Origin of the sequence: Streptomyces cupreus, from assembly GCF_014257025.1 — a bacterium.
Lineage (GTDB): Bacteria > Actinomycetota > Actinomycetes > Streptomycetales > Streptomycetaceae > Streptomyces > Streptomyces cupreus.
Genome location: NZ_JACMSF010000028.1, coordinates 15,047 through 32,080 on the forward strand (window position 1 = coordinate 15,047; position 17,034 = coordinate 32,080).

Consider the following 17,034-nt stretch of genomic DNA (forward strand, 5'->3'; position numbering starts at 1 on the left):
CAATTGGCGGCTCCGCTCACCGGTGCAAGTGGTCCAAGCCTCCTTCGGGCGCTGGGTAGGAATGCTCTGCGGGTAGGAGGCGTCGTGCTGCAGTCAGGTCCCCGTCCCGTACGTGGTCGTGAATCGTGTGCGCAAGTGTGGTGATGTCGGTGATGCAGACCGTCCACTCGTCCGCGTAGCGGTGTGCGGCTTCTCCTGTGAGACCGAGCTGCAGCGAGCGGTGAGGAAGCGGCCGCAGGTGCAGGTCACGTTCCGGGTCCCACTGGACCCGGGCCGGAGACCGCTTCAACTGGCGTTTCCAGGTCGTGCGGTCAGGATGCAGCCCCTGCTCATAGTGGGCCAGGCAGGCATGTTCCAGTGCCCACTCGAAGCCTTCTCGGGTGATCTCGATGGCGAGGACAGTTTCCTGGCCGTCCTTGGAGCCCCATCCGCAGCGGTACATCATCCAGAGGAAGGAGGGCTTGATCCATGTCATCCGGTCCCGCTGCCAGGCCGCCGGGAAGCGACCGTCCCGGGCCGCGGGAAGGCCGATCTCCGGCCCGTACGCCTGGTAGACAGTGACCGTGGAAGCCGTGTACAGGGCGCGGATCTGGTGCTTGGGTTCTGCCACGGTGACCAGCGTGGGCGTACCGTTCGATGCGCGCCATCGAATTAGCGGCACACTTGGGTGTCGAGCCTGCGATAGCAGACGGCCCAGTCGCGTCGAGGTCTCGATGCCCTTGCGGACGATGCGGTGGTTGATGCCGCGTCCGCGTAACCATCGTCGCAGGTGGGAGTAGTCGTAGCCCTTGTCGGCGTGCAGCTTGTCCGGCCTGCGTCGTCGGCGCCCTCGGCGGGACCGGATCGGTGGTATGCCCTTCACCAGGGGGATCAGAGCCTGGCTGTCGTGCAGGTTCGCCCCCGAGATTCCGACGGACAGGGCAGACCGGTCCGCTCAGTGATCAAGTGGATCTTCGAACCGTACGTGCCCCTGTCCACAGGATTCGGAGCTGTCAGGTCCCCCTTTTTCAGAGCCCGCATGTTCACCGAGTCGATCGCGCAGCGGGACCAGTCCAACTCGCTGCGGGAGCCGAGCTCGCCGAGGACCAGGCAGTGGAGCTTGGCCCACACCCTGGCCTTCGTCCACTCGGAGAAGCGTCGATGAGCAGGGCCCGCAGGACGGTCAGGCAGGCGTGGGCGGCCATGGCCAGGGTCATGTGGCGGTGCCGGCCGGGATGGCGGCGGACCTGGTAGTCGTCCAGGCCGCATTCCTGCTTCTGCCCGGGAGCTGCTCAGTACTCGTTGCGGCGCCGCAGTCCGAAGGGCCGGCCGTCCGGGTCGGCGAGGAGGCGGTGCAGCGGCCTGGAGAGTGTCGCTGCCGTACGCGAAACGCTCGCCGAGCGGTAGGTCCGCAGGCGCCCCGGTGGCCTAGGGCCGTGACGACCGTTGGCGTGCCAGGCGTCCAGTGCTGCGGCGCTCTGCGCAAAGGCGGCGAAGGCGCGCCCGGGGTCGCAGAGCTCGTCAGTCTCGTGCGGGGCCCGGGGGTTCTCCATGTCCACGTCCTCGCAATCCAGGTGCTCGCGCGACAACTCCAAGCGCAGATTCCTGGCGAAGCGGCGAGCGCCGTCCCCGAGGGCGCCGGGGTCGCGAGGCTCACGCGGGTCCACGCACTCGTCCAGGACGGCACAGGCGAGTTCGGAGTCGTGGGTCCAGGAGCGCATATTGACGTTGTCCGACCCGACACAGGCCCAGACGTCGTCGATCACGCACACCTTGGCGTGCACGTACACCGGTGTCCCGGCACGATTCTCCAGCCCGTACACAGCCACCCGGCCGCCCCCAGCGCGCCGCAGCCTGTCCAGGGCACCGATCCGGCCGACCAGATTCATCGGCAGGGTCAGCCGGCCGTCCTGTTCGGGAAAGGAGGGGACGACCGCGATCAGCCGCAGGCCGGAGTTGGCGCTCAGCGCATCGGCGAAGCATTCCACCACGCGCGGCGACCACAGGTACTGGTCCTCCAGGTAGATCAGGGCACGGGCTCGCCGCAGCGCCTTGCGGTAGCCGCGCGCGATGCTGCGCTCGCCGTCGGGGGCGAAGTCGTAGCCGCGCAACAGCCGGTTGGGGTAGGTACGCAGGACCTGGACTGTGGCGGTGCCGCAGGGTGACGGGTCCGGTGCCTGAGGCGGCAGCGGATCGGCTTCGGTGTCCTCTCCGTGAACGAGTTCCCGCAGGCGGACGAGCGGGCTACGGCTGAGCGGCGCCGTGTCCGTCCAGCGTTCACGGAAGCAGGCCTCGATGTCGCCGACGGCCGGTCCACGTATCGCCAATTGGACGTCGTGCCACGGTGGATGCGGTCCGTACGCGGTCGCGATCCGCAGTGGCTGGGGATCGCCGCGGTGGGCCGCGTCGTCGTGCCGGTTGTGGCACAGGTCGATGCCGCCGGCGAACGCGACGTCGAGCTCGGGGCGGCCGGCATGCCGGAGCACGACGAACTTCTGATGGTGCGATCCGCCCGGGCGTACCCGCATGTCGAGCAGGCACTCCCCGCCCGCCGTCTCGATCTCTTCGCCGAGGTGGCGGTTCTCGGCCTCACTGAACTGCAAGCGGTCCAGGTGAGAGCGCCAGATCAGACCTTTGACGATCACGCCGCGTTCGGCCGCCTCGCCCAGGACGGTACCGATCTCGCTCCCCGGACCGTCCAGGCGCTCGTCGGGGTCGCCCCGCCAGTCAGTGAACATGAGCAGGTCCCCGGCGCGCTGCGCACGGATCGCGCGCAGAAGTTCCGCGAAGTACGTCGCACCGTGGATGAGAGGGCGCACCGCGTTCCCGTACGACCATGCCGCTGCATCCGATCGGCGCCTGTCCAGACACGTCGCGCCGTTGCCGCGTTCCGCCGCGGTCAGCAGCCATGCGTCGAGTTCCACAGCCAGGACCTCCAGGTCCCACCGGGTACCCCGTTCTCACCCTCTCGTCCCAAGGGTCGTGTGTCCTTTACGGACCTCTGTGCCGCGCTCGTCAAAAGCGCGGGACGAACCCGGGTGTTCAGCACCGAGCACCGTCACCCGCCCTGCTCGGACAGCTCCGCCAAGTACTGCGTGACTGGCCCGAAGGTGAGCAGTCCGCTCTGCGCGCCCGCCGGTTCACCGGCCGCCGGCTGAAGCTGCTGGGCGGCTCGTTGCATCGCCTCGCGGTCGCCGACGGCGGTGGCCGCCGTGGCCACCAGACACCACAGGGCCTCGAACATGAGGTCACGGGGCGGAGAGGCGATACCCCGCAGGCAGGCGCGCGCCGCGTGGGTGTCGCCCGCGGCCACCAGGAGGAGGGGGCGTGCCCAGGTCTCGTAGGGTCCCCAGTCGGTCTCGGCGTCCACCACCGGCGGGAGGCCGTGGCGCAGGTGCAGACTCAGTTCGACCAGGGGCAGCAGACCGTGCGGCAGGCCCGGAATTCCGGCGCCGCCAGGAGCGTGCCGGCCTCCCGGTAGGCCGCCTCGGCGACGGGCAGCGGCTGGGTCATGGCGGTGCGCAGGGCGCGGTACCAGGTGGTGAACACTGCGACGAGGGGAAGGCCGTACCGGTCGGCGGCGCTCGCGTGCTGGTCGGCCCCGGTGAAGTCGGACACCGCGCAGCGCGACTGGAGCCGGTCGAGGTGACCGAGGATCTCGTATGTCACCAGGCCGCCCCGCCCGGAGACGGAGATGATCTCCGCGCCGATGACGTCCCGGCGTGCCGCCAGTCCGGCGCGGTGAAAGGTCTGCATGAACACCACGTTCAACGCGAAGGCCGGCAGGGAGGTGTCGTCCAGCCCTCGCGCGAGCTGCTCGGCCTGCCGGGCGGCCTGGAAGGCCCGGGCTTGTCCGCCCGAGGCCGGCCGGTCGGTGGGCAGGGTTCCGCGGGACTCCACGGCGATGGTGGCCAGCAGTCGGCAGCGGGCCGCCTCGTGGCCGTCCGGCGGCAGCGTGCGCAGGGGCGCTCGGCCGCGGCCACCAGCCACTGAGCCTGTTCGGGGTCGTCGGAGCGGGTCCATACCGCGGGCACGTCGTAAATGCCGATGACGCGGGCGGTGGTTTCCGGGTCCCCGAGTTGTTCGGCCGCAGCCACCGCGGCGACCCGATGGCGCTGCGCCGCCTCCAGGCCTCCGCCCCCGGTCACCGCCAGGTCCCGCATCAGTCCCGCGGTGGATTCCAGCCGGGTGCGGGCGTACGAGGGGACAGCGCGTTCGTAGGCGGCGGTCGCCTGCGCCCAGACCTGGGCGGCCGGACCGCCCGGGCCGGGGTCGAGGTGGTCCGCCTGCCGCAGCAAGTCGCTCTCCAGTCGGCGCAGTCTCGGTCCGAGTTCGATGCCCACCTGGTCGCTCAGCGTGCGCCGGGCACGGCGGACGACGGACAGTGCGTCGCTGTGGCGTCCCGACCCGTACAGGGCCAAGGCGAGCAGGTGCCAGGCATTTTCCCGCCACGGGTGCTCGCTGACGTAGGTGTCCAGCTCGGGTACCGCCTCGGCGGCGGCGCCCAGGGCGAGGTGCGCCTCGGCCCGGGCCTCGACTGCCTGGCACTCCAGGTCGGCGAGCCGGGAGCGCTCGGAGCGCACCGGGAGGCCTCGCCGATGCCAGCGTAGGCGGGGCCGCGCCACCAGCTCAGCGCCTCGGTGAGTCCGCCCACGGCCTGGGAGGCAACTCCCCGGCCGCGCGGACGGCTCGCTCGAAACGCCATGCGTCCACGTCCTCCTCGGCGGCCTTGAGGGCGTAGCCCGGGCCCTCGGTGACCAGTACAAGGGGCCGGACCCTCGGGGGACGGTCGGGTTCCAGGGCACGGCGCAGCGCCGCCACGAAGGTACGAAGCGTGCTGACGGCGTCGGCCGACGGCTCGGTCCCAGAGGTCCTCCACGAGCCGGGACACGGGCACGACGCGGCGGCGCGCGACGACGAGCCGGGCCAGGACCGCCTGGTGCATCGGTCCCTTCACGCCGCGGTCCGTACGGGACTACGGTGCACGCGTGCGCGGCCGTGCCGCAGAACACGCCACTGGCCACTGCCCACAGCACGTCGCAGTCTCCATTGGCACCCTGCGCTGACGGCATCCACGCGGCCGCCTCGGTGAGGGTGTCGGCGTCAGCAGCTCAGGCCATGAGCATCGTGTCCCGGCCTGCGCAGGCGGCCCGTGGCAGCGGGGCGTGAGTACGTACGAGGAGGGGGCCGACAGTGGTTCGCCTCCTACGGCGTTCCCGTCCAAGGCAAGCAGCGCCAGCGCCACTCCCCCGGCGATCATGGCGTACACCAAGGCCAACACCACCGTGAGGCGGCGTTTGCGAAGACATGACCGCTCGGCACCGTGCCGTCGCCGCGGTTCCCCGGGCCCCGTCGACCGTAGAGCTGTTTGTCGTCCAGGGGTGGATGAGCCCGGCTACCGCACGGATGTCAGCGCGATCCGGGCGGCGACCGGCAGGTGGTCGCTGCCGGTGGCGGGCAGGGTGCCAATGTGGGCGACGGTTGCCGAGCAGGCCATGACCTGGTCGATCCGGGCCAGGGGGAAGTCGGCGGGGAAGCTGAAGGCGAACCCGCGCTCCGCCACGTTCATCCGTGAGGTCAGCGGGGCCAACCCGCGGTCGTCGACCGTGCCGTTGAGGTCGCCCAGCAAGATCACCGTCTTCAGCTGCTCAGCGGCGATGGCCTTGCCCAGCAGGTCGGCACTCTCGTCGCGCCAGGAGGATGCGAGGCCGCTCACCCGGATGCGCACCGAGGGCAGGTGCGCGACGTACGCCGCGATCTCGCCGCGCGGTGTGTGGACCACGGTCCGCAGCCCGCGGCTCCAGGGCCCTGCGAGCCCCTGCGGTTTGATGTCCAGTGGCCGGGGATCGGTGAGCGGGTGCTTCGACCACAGGCCGACGGTGCCCCGGACCGCGTGGTACGGGTAGTCCGGGGCGAGAGTCTTCTCGTAGGCCTGCAGCTCCTGGGACACCAACTCCTGCAACGCTATGAGATCGGGCCCTGCGTCGGCCAGGGCGCGGGCCGTGCCCACGGGGTCGGTGTTCTCGTCACTGACGTTGTGCTGCACGACCACCAGCTCGTGCGGTCCGGCCTTCGCCCCGGGCAAGAGCAGACCGCTGAAGAGGTACGTCCAGGCTGCCACCGGCAGGAGCAGAGCAACCAGAGCGGTGGCCGAACGGCGCAGCAGGCCCAGGCCGAGCAGTACCAGGACCACCAGGCCAAGCCAGGGCAGGAACACATCCAGCAAACTGCCCAGACGGCCAGGGGAGTTGGGCACCGATCGGTGGAACGCCAGCAGCCCGGCCGTCAGCACCGCGAACACGGCGGGCACTCGCCCCCGCGTCCCGACCCACCGGCGCCTCGCCTCCGCCTCACCACCCTCGCCCGGAAGCCGCTGCCTGGCCCAGCGCAGCGCCCACCTGGGCACTGCTGCTTTCACCCTCGATGTCACACCGCTGTACGACCGCTCCACCTGGCTTTCCATCCGCTCGGCTCGTCACCCAAGACGAACCGCCAGGTGATTCAGTTTCCGCTCCCCCCGTCAGCGCCTGCTCTGCTTAACCGGCTCTGTCGGCTGACCAGTTGGTGGAAAACGGTGGCTGGTTCTCTCTCCTGCCTTCTCGTCCTGCCGAAGCTCAACTGGACGTAGGTATGGACCAGTTGTCGATGTCGGCGTAACCTCCCGGCTAGCGTTGAGAGCGCTCTCACCGTCCGCGCGCCTGCTGCTGTCAGCCGGCATACCCCCACAGCGAACGGAAGGAAGCAACCCCCATGCGCCACATGCAATCACGCCCTGCTGCCGCTCTGCTGCTCGCCCTCGGAGCCGCAGGCGCCTCCCTCACCCCCACCGCCCAGGCCGCACCCGGCGTGCCCGAGATGTCGCCGGGGCTCGTGCAGGCGATGCAGCGGGACCTGCACCTGACGAAGTCCGAAGCCGAGCACCGGCTGTCGGCGGAGCGGCATGCGATCACCGTGGATCGGCGCGTCAAGAGCCTGGCCGGCAGCTCCTACGCGGGCAGCTGGTTCGACGCGGACACCGGCAGACTGACGGTCGCCACGACCGATCCGGCGCTGGCCGGGGAACTACGCGCCGCGGGCGCCGACGTCCGCCAAGCCGTCTATTCCGCGGCCCGGCTGGACGCCACGAAGAAGCAGCTCGACAAGGCCGAAGCGCCCAAAGGCGTCGCCGCGTGGCGGGTGGACCACAAGGCCAACCGCGTGGTGGTGGACGTCGTCGCATCACAGCGTTCTGATAACGATGTCAGATCCTTCGTGGAAGGGGCGCTCAGGGCCGGCCCCGTCCAGATCCGCGAAGTGAACGCGCCTCCCCAGCCGTTCGCCGCCGGAACCGTCGGCGGCGACCCCTACTACACGGGCAACGTCCGCTGTTCCATAGGCTTCTCGGTCCATGGCGGCTTCGTCACCGCCGGCCACTGCGGGCAGAGCGGCGCTGCGGTCAGGGGCTGGGACCACACCGCCGTCGGCACCTTCCAGGGCTCGTCATTCCCGGAAAACGACTACGCCTGGGTGAGTGTGGGCAACGGCTGGTGGACCGTGCCCGTGGTGCTCGGCTGGGGCACGGTCCCCGACCAACTGGTGCGCGGCTCGAACGAGGCTCCCGTCGGTGCGTCGATCTGCCGCTCCGGTTCCACGACGCGCTGGCACTGCGGGACCGTCCTCGCGAAGAACGAGACGGTGAACTACAGCCAGGGCGCTGTGCACCAGCTCACCAAGACCAGCGTGTGCGCCGAACCGGGCGACTCCGGAGGCTCCTTCATCTCCGGCGACCAGGCCCAGGGCGTCACCTCCGGCGGGTGGGGCAACTGCTCCAGCGGCGGCCAGACGTGGTACCAGCCGGTCAACGAGATCCTGAACCGCTACGGCCTGCGCCTGCACACGGCGTGAGCGTCGGGCGTCCTGCGCACGGCGACGCGGCGGAGCTCCCGAGCCAGTGACCTCCACTGCCTGGCGACTACTGGCGGCCTGGCCGGGCTAGCGGTGGATTCCTCAAACGGTGTACACATACCGGCGCCGTAAGACGCGGGTTGAAGGTGCAGGTCTTCCCATACCCAGGGCCAGGGCCGAGCTCGGGCGTTGAGCTGGGCGCTTGCGGTCCTGACCGCCCAGATCCTCCAGCCCCGTCCTGGCCAGCGCGGTTGAAGCGATGCAACCAACGGCGAACCGTCGTGGGGCTGCACCTCAACTCGTCCGCACTGGCCGGGACTCGCTCGTAGACCTGGGCGTGTCAAGGTCAAACACATCCGGTTCGCATACGAACAAGGTGGACGCCTGGCAGACTCGTGACATCGACATAGGTGGAGGCAGCATCTGATGAGCGATCCCGAGGGCGTGCCGCTGGCCGACTACATCCGCGTAGTCCGCGATCAGTTGGAGACCGCACAGCAGGAAGGGGCGGGCCGCGGGGTCAAGTTCGGCGTCGGGGCTGTGGAGCTGGAGTTCGAGGTCACGATGGCGCGGGAGGCAAGCGGGCGCGGCGGGCTGAAGCTGTGGGTGGTCGAGGCGGGCGCCGACGGCAAGCACAGCGGCGGCCGGACTCAGCGTGTGCGGATGACCCTTGCTCCCACCGACGACGCAGGCCGACCGCTGTCGGTCACCGACCGGCTGCCTGAACTCCCGCGCTGAGGCCGGTGGTGGACTCACTCGCCGGGCGGTGTGCCGAAGTCCTGGTCGAGCAGGACGGCGGTACCGGGTACGGCTCGGGGCTGCGGCTGGCGACATCCCTGGTGGTGACGGCCGGGCATGTGGTTGAGGGCGGTGGCTTGGTCAGGGTGCGACTGTCCGGCGGCGCCCCCGACGAGATCGTCGTCACCGGCCGGACGGTGTGGCGAGGTGACCGGCTGGACGTCGCGCTTGTCGAACTCGCTCCGGACGTCCCCCTCGACGAGGTCGCGCCGATGGCCATCGGAGTCGTACCGGACGAGACTGACGGACGGCTTGCGTTCACCGCGATCGGCTTTCCGCGCCATCAGAGCTGGACGGACACGGACACGGCGACCTGGCGCGACAGCGACCAGATCGACGGGGTGATCCCGCTCGGGTCGAGTGTGAAGCGGGGCCGCCTGCTGCTGCATCGGGCGGACGGCCGCCGCCTGGAAGCACGCGACTGGAGCGGCTTCTCGGGAGCGGGCGTCGTCTGTGAAGCGTCGGCCGTCGGCGTCGTCGTGGAGTCGGCCCACTCGGGCGCGCTGGAGGCCGTACGACTGGCTACTGTGATCGGCGCGTACGAGCCGCGCGCGGAAGGCGAGCGCGAGCCCGAACCGAGCGCCACCGCAGCACGTCAACTGCTGGCATCGCACGGCGTCTTGCCACAAACCCTGAGCGGGACGGAGCGGCGTCGCCCGGCCTACGAGGCGATGCTTCGTCAGTACGCAGCCCGGTGCGCCGAACTGACCGGCCGCGACCGGGAACTCACCGACCTCCTGACGTTCGCGACCGGGCCGGACCCCTACCTCATGCTCGTCGCCGGTCCGTGGGCCGGAAAGACCTCGCTGGTCACCCACTTCGCCACGGGGTCCCACCCCGCGCTGGACGTGGTGTCGTTCGTCATCTCACGGCGCGATGGGCAGATGCGCGTCCAGCAGTTCCACCGGGCCATGTGTGATCAACTCGCCGCCTTGCTGGGCGAGTTCCCGCCCGCCGAACCGGACGCGGCCGCCTTCCTCAGCCTCTGGGGACGCGCGATGCGGATCCCCGGACGGTCCCTGCTGCTGCTCGTCGACGGCCTGGACGAGAACGACTACCGCGAGCTGGCCGAGCCCAGCATCGCCGCGCAGCTCCCGACCACGCTCGGTCCGACCGCACACGTCCTGGTGACAAGCCGCCATTCCGACCTGCCGCTCGACGTCGACGGCAACCACCCGCTGCGCACCTGCCGCCGCCAGACGCTGACACCATTCCCCGCAGCGAAAAGCCTGCTCCTGCGCGCCCGCCAAGAGCTGGATCACCTGCTCACCGAACCTCTCCCGCGCACCGTCCTGACCACGATGACGGCCGCCGGCGGCGCGCTGAGCAACAGGGACATCGCCTCGATCGTCAACGACTCCCCGCTGACGATCCGCAGGACCCTGGAACGACAGCTCTCCCGGGTCGTGGAACCGCGCCCCGGTACACCGACCCGGTACACCCTCGCCCATGACACCCTGGCCGCCGCAGTCCAGGAGGACCTGGAACCCGAGGAGTTCACCCACACCCGCACCGCCATCGACGACTGGGCCCTCGGCTTCGCCACGGCCAACTGGCCCGACGACACCCCGGACTACCTGACCGAGGCGTACCCGACCCTCCTGCTCACCGAAGGCGCCGGCCGAACGCTGGCAGCCCTGGCCTCCCCCGCGCGCCGCGCCCTCCTCCGCCGCCGCACCGACGGCGATCTGGCCGCCCTGTCCGAACTGTCCAACGCAGCAAGGCTCCTCGAGGCGGCCCCCGACTGCGACCTCACCCTGCTGACGCGGGTGTCACTGCTCCGCAGGCAAATCGAGGCCGACAACTTCACCATGCCCGCCACGTATCCGCTGCTGCTGGTACGCCTCGGCCGAGCCGAGGAGGGCATCCAGCTCGCCCGTACCCTGCAGAACGTCTACGTGCAGGCCGACGCTCTGCTGGCGATCGGCGAGCACCTGCTGGACAGCCGGCCGGCCGAGGCACGGAACCTCATCCACGAAGCCATGGCCGTACCGGGGAGGTTGTCCCTGGAGCGGATGGCACATACGGTGCGCGCAGCCCTCCCGCTTGCGCGGCACGGCGAACCAGCCGCCGCCGATCTCGCTCGCGAAGCCCTCACCGACAGCGGCGACGAGCGAGGCTGGTCCCTCACCACCGTCGCCGACACCCTGGCCGAGATCGATCCCGCGCTGACACGGACCCTCATCGAGGAGGCCATCGCACACGCCGATGCCGAGGACCGCCCCGACTTCTGCGGCCTCCTCGCGCCGGCGTTCGCCGCGCTCGGCGACCTCGACCGCCTCGTCCAGCACCTCGCCGACCTGGACCGGGACGACAGGAAACGAGCCCTCCTCACCGCCTGCGGCGAGCACTTCGCCAAGGGAGGCCGCCGTAACGTGCCCGAGGTGCTCCTCACCGCCTTGAACCATGAGTTCACCGCCTCCGAACTCGTGGAATCAGCCCCCTACCAGGACGAGGACCGGGCCCGCCACCTGCTCGCCCTGCCCGCCCAGTCCTCTCCCGGTCTCGATCTTGACGAGCTCGCCTATAAGGCCCTCGCCGCCCACGGCCTCGATCCTCGCCGACCCGGGGCCTCCGACGAGCTGCTCGCCGACGCCGCAGCGTCAGCCCTGATCAACGGCCACCTCTCGCTGGCAGTCTCTCTGGCCCAGGACATCGCCAACCCCTCCGTCCGTGCGGACCACCTCGCAGAGACCGCCCTGGGGCTGCTCGACTCCGATACGCCCCAGAACGCCGCTGTCGTGGCACGCGAGGTGGAGGCTGCCCTCGACGAGACCAGGAACACGCCGCCGCCCACCGTCCTGGCGGCCTTCGCCCGGGCCGCTGACACCGCCGGACGAGCGGACCTGGCCATGCCGGCCCTGGAACTGGCCCTTCACACGGTGCTGCAGGACAGCGACGACAGCCATACCAGGTGGGAGGCGCAGGCTGTGGCAAGCACAGCCGCCCGGCTTGACCGCCTCGACCACACCCTGACGATCGCGAAGGGGGTCGAGGCAGATCAGCTCGACCGCATCGACATACTGCTGCACGCCGCCACGGCTGTCGCGGCGCACGGCAATCACCGCACCGCCGATCTCGATCTGCTCATCGCCCAGGTGACCGAAGGCATCGAGAAGTCCACGGACCCGAGCGTCGCAGGCTGGCGCACCCGCGTCACTCACGAGCTCATCTCCCTCCACCTCCGCGCCGGGCACGCCGAAACGGCCCTCGCTCTGGCACGCCGGCTCGCCAAGACCGACCTTCCCGGCCGCACACTCCAGTTCCGTGCGCACCTGGTGTCGGACGACATCCCCTCAGCGATCTCCCTGATCCACGAAACGGCCCTGACCATGCCCTCGGGTTCCCCGCGGGGCCCAGCCCGCTGTCAGGAACTGGCAGCCGCAATGATCGTCGAGATGTGCGACGCCGGCCACCAGCACCTGTGCCGCGATGTCACGGCTCTACTCGCCCGAACCGCAGACCCCGGCGTAACGCTGGAAAGCGGCCTCTGGGCCCGTCCTTGGCTCACCACAGCGTGCCTGGCCACCGGCCTCACCGACGATTTCACCCGCCTCCTGGATACGCTCCAGCACGCGACCCTGGTCACGGGCGCCGACTACGGAACCCAAACCGTGCCGGTGGAAACAGTCGTCCGCCTGCGCCTGTGGGATCGCTTTCACGCCGAAGCCCGCCGACTGAGCGAAGTGCTGGCCGAGGTCGTGCTGACCGACATGATCAAAGCGATGCTGGAGGCAGGCCTCCTGACCGAGGCACTCCCCCTCATCGACGACCTCCAGGACGACGCCGCCTACTGCCTGGCCCTCGCCGCGGCCACCACCTCCCCGCCGCCTGTCGACCTGGTCAAGCGCTCCCTGGCCCACGGCTTCACCGAGGACGTCATTGCCCCACTGGCCGCCCTGGAACCGGCGTGCCTGCAAGAGATCGCAGCCCAGCTCGGAGTGATCCGGCTCCCCGCCGAACAGATGACGCATCGAGCCCCCATCCGCACTGGGGCATCGGACCTTCCCCAGAAGCTGTGAAGCACGCGGGACGAGCCGTGTTGCGTTGCGCCAGGACTACGCGGCTGGAGTCTTCGGAGCAGCAAGGGACAGAAACTCGTTGGGACTACTCACACCTGGGAGATGTTCGGTTCCAGGGAAACCGCGACAAGCCGGTCGCTGAGGGAGTCGGCGGAGCTGACACCCGTCGTCTCGGCGCGGTACGCACGGATCGCCGGGTCGGCGAGCGTAAGGGCCAGCACCGGGCAGTCCGCGACGTCGTTGGTGTTCTCAGGCGAGCACTTGTTGATGCTGCGCAGGCTGTGGCCGGGACACACGGCCCCGGCAGGCAGCTCCACGTCCAGGAGCAACTCCTTGCCAGGATCGACACGGAAACTGCCGGACGCCGGCATTTTGACAGGCTTGCCCATGTAACCGCTGTCCACGACCGTCGCGGTGAGCCCGCGGGCCGAGGCGCGGCGGCCCTCACCGTGCGGTCCGTAGAGATCCAGCGTGACACGGCCTTTGGCCAGCGGTGCGTCGAGCACCAGGGGCCGGTCGCCTGTCCGGATGGCCGCATGGACGGTGAATCGGGGCTCGCCCGGCACCTTCGACCCCGGGTCGTAGTAGCCCCAGCCGGTGAGCACCAGCTGCGGGTCCTCGCCCCGCTCGCCTTTCCCCCGCGGTGCCGGCCGCGGCCAATCGTCCACGCCGCACCTTGAGAGCTGGGCCGTGCCGCCGCCGCGGAGCGGACTGTCCTGCAACGGCTCTGCGGGAGTCGGCAGTTCCGCGGATGCGCGCTGCTGGGACGTTGCAGTGGAATACGCCAGCACCAACAGACCCACAACGGGCACGGCGAGGATCAACCAGGAACGCAGGGAAACGCGGAACACTCAGCCACGCCCTCGCGCTCGGCCGAGCGTCCCCGCACCGCCTCCAGGACCTCCCGGGTCGCCGGCCAGCGAAAGCGAACAACGCTCCTCACCAGCCGGACGGCTGGTATCCACGCTTCGCTCGTCGGCCGGGCGGATCAGTTCCACAACGCTCATGAACCTTTCAGCGTGCCGGACAGCAAGAACATCACCACTCCGCTCCCCCACCAGACCCTCATGGAGGCACCGCTGGCCCAGCCCCAACGTGGCGCAGGCAACGGACCTCATGACGGCCAGGCGGCTACCCATGTGGCAGCCGGTGCCTTCGACGCCCCACCATGCCGCCCAGGGCGATTGCGCCGCCACGGACACCTGTTGTGCGGGGCAATCTAGGCGGACGGCCACCGGGCGGTACCGAAGAGGGCATCCCCCAGCCCTGGCAACGGCTGACTGGCTGTTCTCTGCTCGTGGCCGGCAGACCCGTCCGTCGTGATGATCGTGAACGGCAGCACGAGGCGGGAGGGGGTGTTCGGCGTCTCGGTAGATCTTGTGCGTGACCGGTGGGCCCACCGGCAGGTGGAAGGCGTCTGGCGGGAGCAGAGAGTTGTGGGTGTCGGCCAGCGGCTTGTCGTTGGACAGTCCCACCACCAGGCGGTGGCCCGGCTGGAAGGTGCCGGCGAACGGGTAGAGCCGCAGCACGTACTCCTCGATCTTTCCCAGCTCCACCGGCACTGCCCGGGTGTGCGTCGCCTCGCCGCCGTCCGGAGTAAGCGGTGCTGCTGCATGAACTCGAATACTTCAGACGCCGGGGACACGTTCACCAGCTTCAGCGCCGACCGTACGTCCCCGATTCGCAAGCCGTGTGGTCCGAGGGACGGGCCGGGAGCCGGGCAGCCAGCCCCGCAAGAGATCCATGCGCGCCGGGCCTCGTCCGAAGTTCTCCCGGCTCACAGAAGCCCCGGACGCCGCGGGGGTGCCGACGCCGGTGGGGCCGTCGTAGCCGATGACGGCTGTGCACAGGTAGGTGCCGCCGCATGAACCGTTGCTGCCCTGGTCGATGTCCCAGAAGAACCGGCGGTTGGCGTAGGGGTAGGAGTTGGGGCGGTCGTTCGGCCCCGGGGTGCCCGCCAAGGCGTAACTGGCGGCGATCAGCGGGCCGGACAGGCTGGTACCGCCGACCACTACCCAGCCCCCGTGCTGAAAGGTGTCGTATACGGCGAGGCCGGTTACCGGGTCGGCGACCGTGCGCCGGGGGCAGAGGGGATCTGTCTGCCACGGAGGCTTCGGCTGGAACTGAGAGCAGCCGGAGCCGGCGCCGGTCCATGCAGATTCGTACCAGTCTTCCCGCCGCCTCTGCGGGCCGTGCACCGACCGGCGGACACGGTCGAGGCGGGTTCGGCCGGCACCGGTGACGTACTGGGAGGCGGCGGGCCAGTGGACCTTGAAACCGCTGTCACCCGAGGCGGCCACCAACGCGATGCCAGGGAAGTTGAAGTAGATCTGGTCGAGGTTCGGTCGGAGGCGACGAAACCAGCCCGATGCCCGTGGAAGCGAGAGACCAAATCCTGCATTCGGGCACCACCGGCGCCTTCCTTGCGTTCGCCCCGAGTGGCACAGCCGCTGGCCGGCAGGCGGAGGGCGTCTATGGTACTCATAGGCGACCCGGATCTCCCACGCATGCTCGTACGCCGTCGGCTTGCGCTCGGTGTACCGCTTCACGCACGAGACGTCCTCGACGTCGAGCTGCGCGGCCAGGTGCTCGACCACGACCCACGGCACGTCGAGCGGGACACCCAGGAGGAACCGGCCGATATAGCGCACGGTGCACATCTGGAGGGCGAATCCGAGCCGACTGTGGTCCCCGCACCGTTTCGCGATCAACTTGCGGTCCTCGTCGTCCAGAAAGAAGAACCGCTCCAGCTCCGGCCGGGGTCGGCTCCTCATTGAACTTGCCGTACGACCCGGCCTGCTCGTCGGTCAGAAACTCCACTGGCATGAGCGTGAAGTTGTCGACGCCCGGAGCAGCTCAGGGATCTTCCGCCGGACCGACGTTCCCCGAGGCCGGTTTCCTATGGTTTGCGTGCCACACCGCCGAAGTCGTCGACCTCGGCAGGTGTTTCCCCACCCGTCCCCGCGGGGCGCCAACGCGAAACGGAGACCAGGCCGGGCTCCAGCAGCTGAAGACCGTCGAAGAATCGGCCAAGCTGCTCCGGGCTGCGGTTGACGCGGGGGTTGTCGCTCGCCTCGTTCCACTGCTCGATCATGCCGCGCATCTGCTGCGGGTTGATCACCTCGGTGTCGTCGCAGAGGACGAGGTAACTGCCCGAGGGCAGGGCACTCATCAGGCGGCCGACTATCTCGTAGACGGAGTCGTCGGTGACGTGGGCGGTGATCCCCAACAGCACCAGCGCCACCGGCTGGGTTAGGTCGAGCGTCTTGGTGGCGTGTTCCAGGATTGCGTCGGGATGGTGCAGATCGGCGTCGATGTAGTCGGTTGCGCCCTCGGCGGTGCTGGTGAGCAGCGCCTCGGCGTGGACCAGCACAACAGGGTCGTGGTCGACGTAGACGATCCGTGTCTCGGGGGCGAGGCGCTGGGCGACCTCATGGGTGTTGTTCGCGGTGGGCAGGCCGGTGCCCACGTCCAGGAACTGGCGGATGCCGGCTTGGGTGACGAGGTACTCCACGGCGCGGACAAGGAATGCCCGCTGCTCCCGGGCGATATCGAGGATGGCCGGGTTGGTCTCGGCGATCTGGTCGCCGACAAACCGGTCGATCTCGTAGCAGTCCTTGCCACCGAGCCAGTAGTTCCAGATGCGCGCGGAGTGCGGCACGCTGCTGTTGATGATCGGACGTTCAACTGACATTACATCTCCCCGAGTTGGCCTGATGCTACGCAATCTAGCCGCATCGGCACGCCAGGTACCGGGGCCCGCGTCGAGCACGTCTTCGCGCGGATGAAGTCCTGGAAGATCCTTCGAGACTGCCGCCTGAATGCCGACGGCGTCCACACCGCCATGCTTGGCATCGCCCGGCTGCACGACCTCGCCCTCACGGGATGACTCCCGCCCCCATACGCTCAGTCGATACAGAACTCGTTGCCCTCGATGTCCAGCATCGGGATGCACGAATCATTGCCGTCATACAGTGTTCGCACGTGTACTGCGCCGAGCGGGACCAGTCGTGCGCATTCGGCCTCAAGTACGGCGAGGCGTTCTTTACCCACGAGTCCGGTGCCGACCCGCACATCAAGATGCACCCGGTTCTTGACGGTCTTCCCTTCGGGGACGCGCTGGAAGTACAGCCGCGGGCCCACACCTGAGGGATCTACGCAGGCGAACCATGAATCCCGCTGCTCAGGTGGCTGCGAACGCTTGAACTCATCCCAAGTGGCAAACCCCTCTGGCGGCGGCGGTACGACGTACCCCAACACCTCGCACCAGAAACGAGCGAGACGCTCAGGTTCTGCGCAGTCAAAGGTGACTTGGAACTTCTTGATCGCTGACATCGGCGCACCGTACCAA

The 17,034-nt window shown here is 69.4% G+C and carries 9 protein-coding genes and 6 pseudogenes; 4 read left to right on the forward strand and 11 right to left on the reverse strand.

Features of this window, described 5'->3' with window-relative positions:
- Positions 1-16: 16 nt before the first annotated feature.
- The 6 genes and pseudogenes from H4N64_RS24295 to H4N64_RS24320 form a co-directional block, all read right to left on the reverse strand.
- Entirely contained in the window at positions 17-610 is a 594-nt protein-coding gene (locus H4N64_RS24295) for a DUF4291 family protein (RefSeq protein WP_186284598.1), read from the reverse strand.
- A 78-nt stretch (positions 611-688) separates the two neighbouring features.
- Positions 689-1,146, reverse strand: a pseudogene (locus tag H4N64_RS24300) (transposase); the annotation flags it as partial.
- Positions 1,071-1,256, reverse strand: a pseudogene (locus H4N64_RS46840) (IS701 family transposase); the annotation flags it as partial. The pseudogenes H4N64_RS46840 and H4N64_RS24300, both read right to left, overlap by 76 nt.
- A 15-nt stretch (positions 1,257-1,271) precedes the next feature.
- Positions 1,272-2,903 carry a phospholipase D-like domain-containing protein gene (locus H4N64_RS24310; protein WP_186284538.1) on the reverse strand — a complete coding sequence of 544 codons (1,632 nt, stop codon included), beginning with the start codon at positions 2,901-2,903 and terminating at the stop codon, positions 1,272-1,274.
- Between the two features lie 134 nt (positions 2,904-3,037).
- Positions 3,038-4,936, reverse strand: a pseudogene (locus tag H4N64_RS24315) (AfsR/SARP family transcriptional regulator).
- A gap of 438 nt (positions 4,937-5,374) precedes the next feature.
- Positions 5,375-6,289, reverse strand: a complete 915-nt coding sequence (locus H4N64_RS24320; RefSeq protein ID WP_418896289.1) for an endonuclease/exonuclease/phosphatase family protein — start codon at positions 6,287-6,289, stop codon at positions 5,375-5,377.
- A 440-nt stretch (positions 6,290-6,729) separates the two neighbouring features.
- Here H4N64_RS24320 and H4N64_RS24325 point away from each other — a divergent pair, with 440 nt between their 5' ends.
- Entirely contained in the window at positions 6,730-7,863 is a 1,134-nt protein-coding gene (locus H4N64_RS24325) for a S1 family peptidase (protein WP_186284540.1), read from the forward strand.
- Positions 7,864-7,930: 67 nt separating this feature from the next.
- Here the strand turns inward: H4N64_RS24325 and H4N64_RS24330 are convergent.
- A pseudogene (locus H4N64_RS24330) lies at positions 7,931-8,176 on the reverse strand (helix-turn-helix domain-containing protein); the annotation flags it as partial.
- Between the two features lie 113 nt (positions 8,177-8,289).
- Here H4N64_RS24330 and H4N64_RS24335 point away from each other — a divergent pair.
- Together H4N64_RS24335 and H4N64_RS24340 are read left to right on the forward strand one after the other, a co-directional pair.
- A complete protein-coding gene (locus tag H4N64_RS24335) occupies positions 8,290-8,601 on the forward strand; it encodes a trypco2 family protein (protein ID WP_186284541.1) in 312 nt (103 codons plus the stop codon).
- Positions 8,602-8,606: 5 nt separating this feature from the next.
- Positions 8,607-12,683 carry a trypsin-like peptidase domain-containing protein gene (locus H4N64_RS24340; RefSeq protein WP_186284542.1) on the forward strand — a complete coding sequence of 1,359 codons (4,077 nt, stop codon included), beginning with the start codon at positions 8,607-8,609 and terminating at the stop codon, positions 12,681-12,683.
- Between the two features lie 89 nt (positions 12,684-12,772).
- Here the strand turns inward: H4N64_RS24340 and H4N64_RS24345 are convergent, their stop codons facing one another.
- The 3 genes and pseudogenes from H4N64_RS24345 to H4N64_RS24355 form a co-directional block, all read right to left on the reverse strand.
- Positions 12,773-13,351 carry a hypothetical protein gene (locus H4N64_RS24345; RefSeq protein ID WP_186284543.1) on the reverse strand — a complete coding sequence of 193 codons (579 nt, stop codon included), beginning with the start codon at positions 13,349-13,351 and terminating at the stop codon, positions 12,773-12,775.
- Positions 13,352-14,950: 1,599 nt separating this feature from the next.
- Positions 14,951-15,509, reverse strand: a pseudogene (locus tag H4N64_RS46845) (DUF4158 domain-containing protein); the annotation flags it as partial.
- Between the two features lie 73 nt (positions 15,510-15,582).
- The gene (locus H4N64_RS24355; RefSeq protein WP_186284544.1) at positions 15,583-16,377 is read right to left on the reverse strand and encodes an SAM-dependent methyltransferase; all 795 of its coding nucleotides are present in this window, start codon (positions 16,375-16,377) and stop codon (positions 15,583-15,585) included.
- 60 nt (positions 16,378-16,437) lie between these two features.
- Here H4N64_RS24355 and H4N64_RS24360 point away from each other — a divergent pair.
- A pseudogene (locus H4N64_RS24360) lies at positions 16,438-16,572 on the forward strand (IS5/IS1182 family transposase); the annotation flags it as partial.
- Positions 16,573-16,589: 17 nt separating this feature from the next.
- Here the strand turns inward: H4N64_RS24360 and H4N64_RS24365 are convergent.
- Positions 16,590-17,018, reverse strand: a complete 429-nt coding sequence (locus H4N64_RS24365; protein WP_186284545.1) for a VOC family protein — start codon at positions 17,016-17,018, stop codon at positions 16,590-16,592.
- Between the last annotated feature and the right edge of the window lie 16 nt (positions 17,019-17,034).